The 3,463-nt window shown below is 71.3% G+C and carries 3 protein-coding genes; 2 read left to right on the top strand and 1 reads right to left on the bottom strand.

What is annotated here, in order from left to right; translation table 11 throughout:
• Positions 1-633, bottom strand: a 633-nt coding sequence (locus tag GT354_RS11930; protein ID WP_161356272.1) for a GAF and ANTAR domain-containing protein, incomplete at its 3' end; no start/stop codon positions are given.
• 504 nt (positions 634-1,137) lie between these two features.
• Here GT354_RS11930 and GT354_RS11935 point away from each other — a divergent pair.
• Both GT354_RS11935 and GT354_RS55750 read left to right on the top strand, forming a co-directional pair.
• Entirely contained in the window at positions 1,138-1,962 is an 825-nt protein-coding gene (locus GT354_RS11935; protein WP_161356273.1) for a sigma-70 family RNA polymerase sigma factor, read from the top strand.
• 698 nt (positions 1,963-2,660) lie between these two features.
• Positions 2,661-3,383: a transglycosylase family protein gene (locus GT354_RS55750; RefSeq protein WP_161356274.1), complete on the top strand. Its 723-nt coding sequence runs from the start codon at positions 2,661-2,663 to the stop codon at positions 3,381-3,383.
• The last annotated feature ends 80 nt before the right edge of the window (positions 3,384-3,463 follow it).

The raw sequence follows: 3,463 nt of genomic DNA on the forward strand, positions 1-3,463 counted from the left end.
GGCGTCGATGCCGTGCAGCGCCATGAGGAGTCCTTTGGCCTGGTCGATGACGGCGCGGGTGGTGAGGGCGTGGTGTATGTGGTCGGCGCGCTGGTTGGCTTGGCGGGCGTGCGCGGCGTCGGTTGCCGTGCGGGTGAGGGCGGCGGCGGTGGCGCGGAGGAGGGCGCGTTCGAGGGGGGTGAATCCGGTGGGTGAGGTGCCGTAGAGGGTGACGGTGGCCGATCGGTGTTCGCCGAGGGTCACGGGCACGGCCAGGCACGAGTGGACGCCTTCGAGGTGGGCCGGCCGGGCGAGAGTGGGCCATCGGTGGTGCAGGGTGGTGCGGTCGGCGTGGAGGGTGGCGCCCTGGGTCAGGGCGTCGACGCTCGGGCCGCGGGCGGTGGCGCATTGGTGGTGGTCGAGCGCGGCCGCGGTGCGGGTACTGGCGGCCAGGGGCCGAGGTGTGCCGTCGTGGTTCGAGATCACTCCCACGCCCCGGGCGTCGGGGGCGCTTTCGGCGACGGCGACGGCCAGCAGCAGGGGGTCGTGGGCCGGTCCGGGGACGGGTCTCTCCAGGATCGTGGCGAGGTAGTCCAGGACCGCCACCACCCGTGGTTCCGCCGCCTGCGCTGCCGACGACTGGTACGTGTGCACCGTGATCCCCTCCAGGGGTTGCGACGCACGATCACCTCGCGCGCCTTGCACGTCTGCCCGTACCGGCCGGTAGGTACCCCTGTTGCGTTCTCGACCCGAGACCGCCGGCGACGGACATCGCCGAAGAAAAGCCGTCGGGATCCGTGTCGGCGCGAGTAAAACGCGTCGAGTCGTGGCAGTAATGGGCTTGCGGGTCAAGCAGCGGCCCTCCGAACGACGCCGACGCATCGTCGGCCTCCCTTGGAGACTGCCTTGCCCGACCCGATTCGTTCCGCCCCTCCCGGCCCCCCGCGCCGCGCAGACGTGACGACCCCGTGCGCGTGGCCGTCGCCGTCGCACCCGACGTCCCCCGGTCCGCCCCCGGCCGGCGTGGTGGACGCGCACGAGGCCGTGGTGGACCGGTCCTGCGCGACGGTGCGCCTCTCGGGCCCGCGGCCCGTCCGGGTCACCCCCGCGACGACGCGGCGAACGTCACCGACTTCCGCTTTCCACTGGGAGATGCCCATGTCCACCAGCACCGCTGCTCCCCCCGGTGGCGAAGGTTCCGCGGGCCGACGCGTTGTGGGCGCGGGCGGGACGGCGTACGGGGACACCGAGCGCCTCCTGAGCGACCTGGCCCTTCTGGAACGCGGTACCCGGGAGCACACCCGGTTGCGAGAGGAGATCGTCGAACGCAACCTCAACCTCGTCGGGTTCGTCTGTCGTCCCTATCGCCGGCGCCCGGACCTGGGCGAGGACATCCGCCAGGTCGCCGCGATGGGACTGGTCAAGGCCGTCGACGGCTACCGGCCCGGCCAGGGCAACGGGTTCATGGCCTACGCCCTGCCGACCATGCGCGGCGAGGTCAAGCGCTTCTTCCGGGACTGCGTGTGGGAGATGCACGTCGCCCGCGCCGACCAGGAACTGTTCCTGGCCACCGTGCGCACCCGAGACGCGATGACCCACGCGCTGGGCCGCGAGCCGACGGACGACGAGCTCGGCGAGGAGATGGGCCTCTCGGCCGAGCGCGTCCGCGCCGCCCTGGCCGTTTCCCGGGCCCGGCGGGTCGGGTCGCTGGACCGGCCCGTCGACGGCGAGGAAGGTGGCGGCAGCCGCTACGACATGCAGGGCGCGGAGGACCCGGGGCTCGACCTCGTCGAGCACATGGTCGCCCTGCGGCGGGTGATCCCCGACCTGGACGATCGGGACCGGCGCATTCTCAAGATGCGGTTCTGGGACGACCTCACCCAGGCCCAGATCGGGGAGACCCTGGGCCTGTCCCAGATGCACGTCTCGCGCCTGCTCACGCGCGCGTTCGCGTGCCTTCGGCAAGGGATACACACTGCCTGACCCCCGGCCGACCAGAGGCCGACAACCGACATTCGGCGGAGCCGTTGCCCGTCGCATTCGGCGATTACGCGCGCCGGGCACGACAGGGTTTCCCGCTGCGGCCGAAATCCGTTCCCCACATGTCGAGCGGCCGCGAAACACCGGGTAAGGGGCCCGATCGGCGAGCGGCGAGTCATTGTTTTCGTCGCGTGCCGTGCGGCTCGCTCGAATGCCTGCATTCGCATTTCACGGGTCCGGCGGGTGATGGTGTCCGGAGCCGAGGACCGGGCTTTCCCTCCCGTGTGTCCGAGCGCGCCGAAGCGCCGCAACACGCCCTGCTTCAAAGGCTTTTCGTGCACTCCACGGCTATCACGAAAGCGCCCCGAAGGAGAGACCGGGCACACGGCGGCGTGTCGTGGAGATGGCTGCCCTCCTGACACGCCGGGCCATTGTCGCGACATGCCATCGTGGCCTGCGGAAAGTCTTTTCCTTGGCTTTCGGTCGTTGATACCGGCCGGGAAACTGTTTATCGTCCCCAGCAAGTGCACATCGCATCTCCCGGTCCTTTTCGCCTCGGCGAAAAGGCTTGTGACCGAGAAAGGTCACGAGGCGGCGGCATCGGATCGACGGTCGATCGACACGACGGTTCGCTACGAGGCCCGACGGCGGTCCCTCCGGGATCGGCCGCGTTCGCCCGGGGGGAAGTCCGAAGGGTTCGCATGAACATCCGCAACACGTTCGCTCAGGCCGTCGAGTTCACCGACGGCACGTGGTATCGCTTGCGTGACGTGACCGTCGTCGGGGTGATGGCGGCCTCGCTCGTCGGCTTCGCCGGCGTCACGTCCGCGTCGGCCGCGAGCGACGCCACGTGGGACCGGGTCGCCCGGTGCGAGAGCAGCGGCAACTGGTCGGCCCACACCGGCAACGGCTATCGAGGCGGCCTCCAATTCAAGCAGAGCACGTGGCGGGCGCACGGGGGCAAAGGCAGCCCCGACAAAGCGTCCCGGGCCGAGCAGATCCGCGTGGCGGAGGCCGTACTGAAGTCGCAGGGCCCCGGAGCGTGGCCCGTGTGCTCGAAGAAGGCCGGCCTGGCGCGGGGGGACGATGCCCCCCGTACCCGCCCGGGTACGAAGGGGAGCAAGTCCTCACCACGGCAGCAGGGTCCGGGGTCCCGATCGGGCGGGGCCAAGGCGACGAGATCGGGGGACTCCAAGGCGACGCGGAGGGCTGCGACCGGATCCGCGACCAAGCCCGTGTCCGCACCCGAGCCCGCCGCGACGGACGGCGCCGACTACACGGTCCAACCCGGCGACACCCTCAGCGGCATCGCCGCCCACCACGACCTGCCCGGTGGATACGAGGCCCTGTACGCCAGGAACCTGACGGTCGTCGGTCCCGACCCCGACCTGATCTATCCGGGGCAACGGCTGCGCCTGCGCTGACGCGCGGCGTCGGCGGCTCGGCTCGCGGCGGTCGTGGGTCTGCGCGCACGCGCGCGGCGCGGCAAAGCGCGTCGGGCACG

Origin of the sequence: Streptomyces sp. SID3343 (assembly GCF_009865215.1) — a bacterium.
In the GTDB taxonomy this organism is placed as follows: domain Bacteria; phylum Actinomycetota; class Actinomycetes; order Streptomycetales; family Streptomycetaceae; genus Embleya.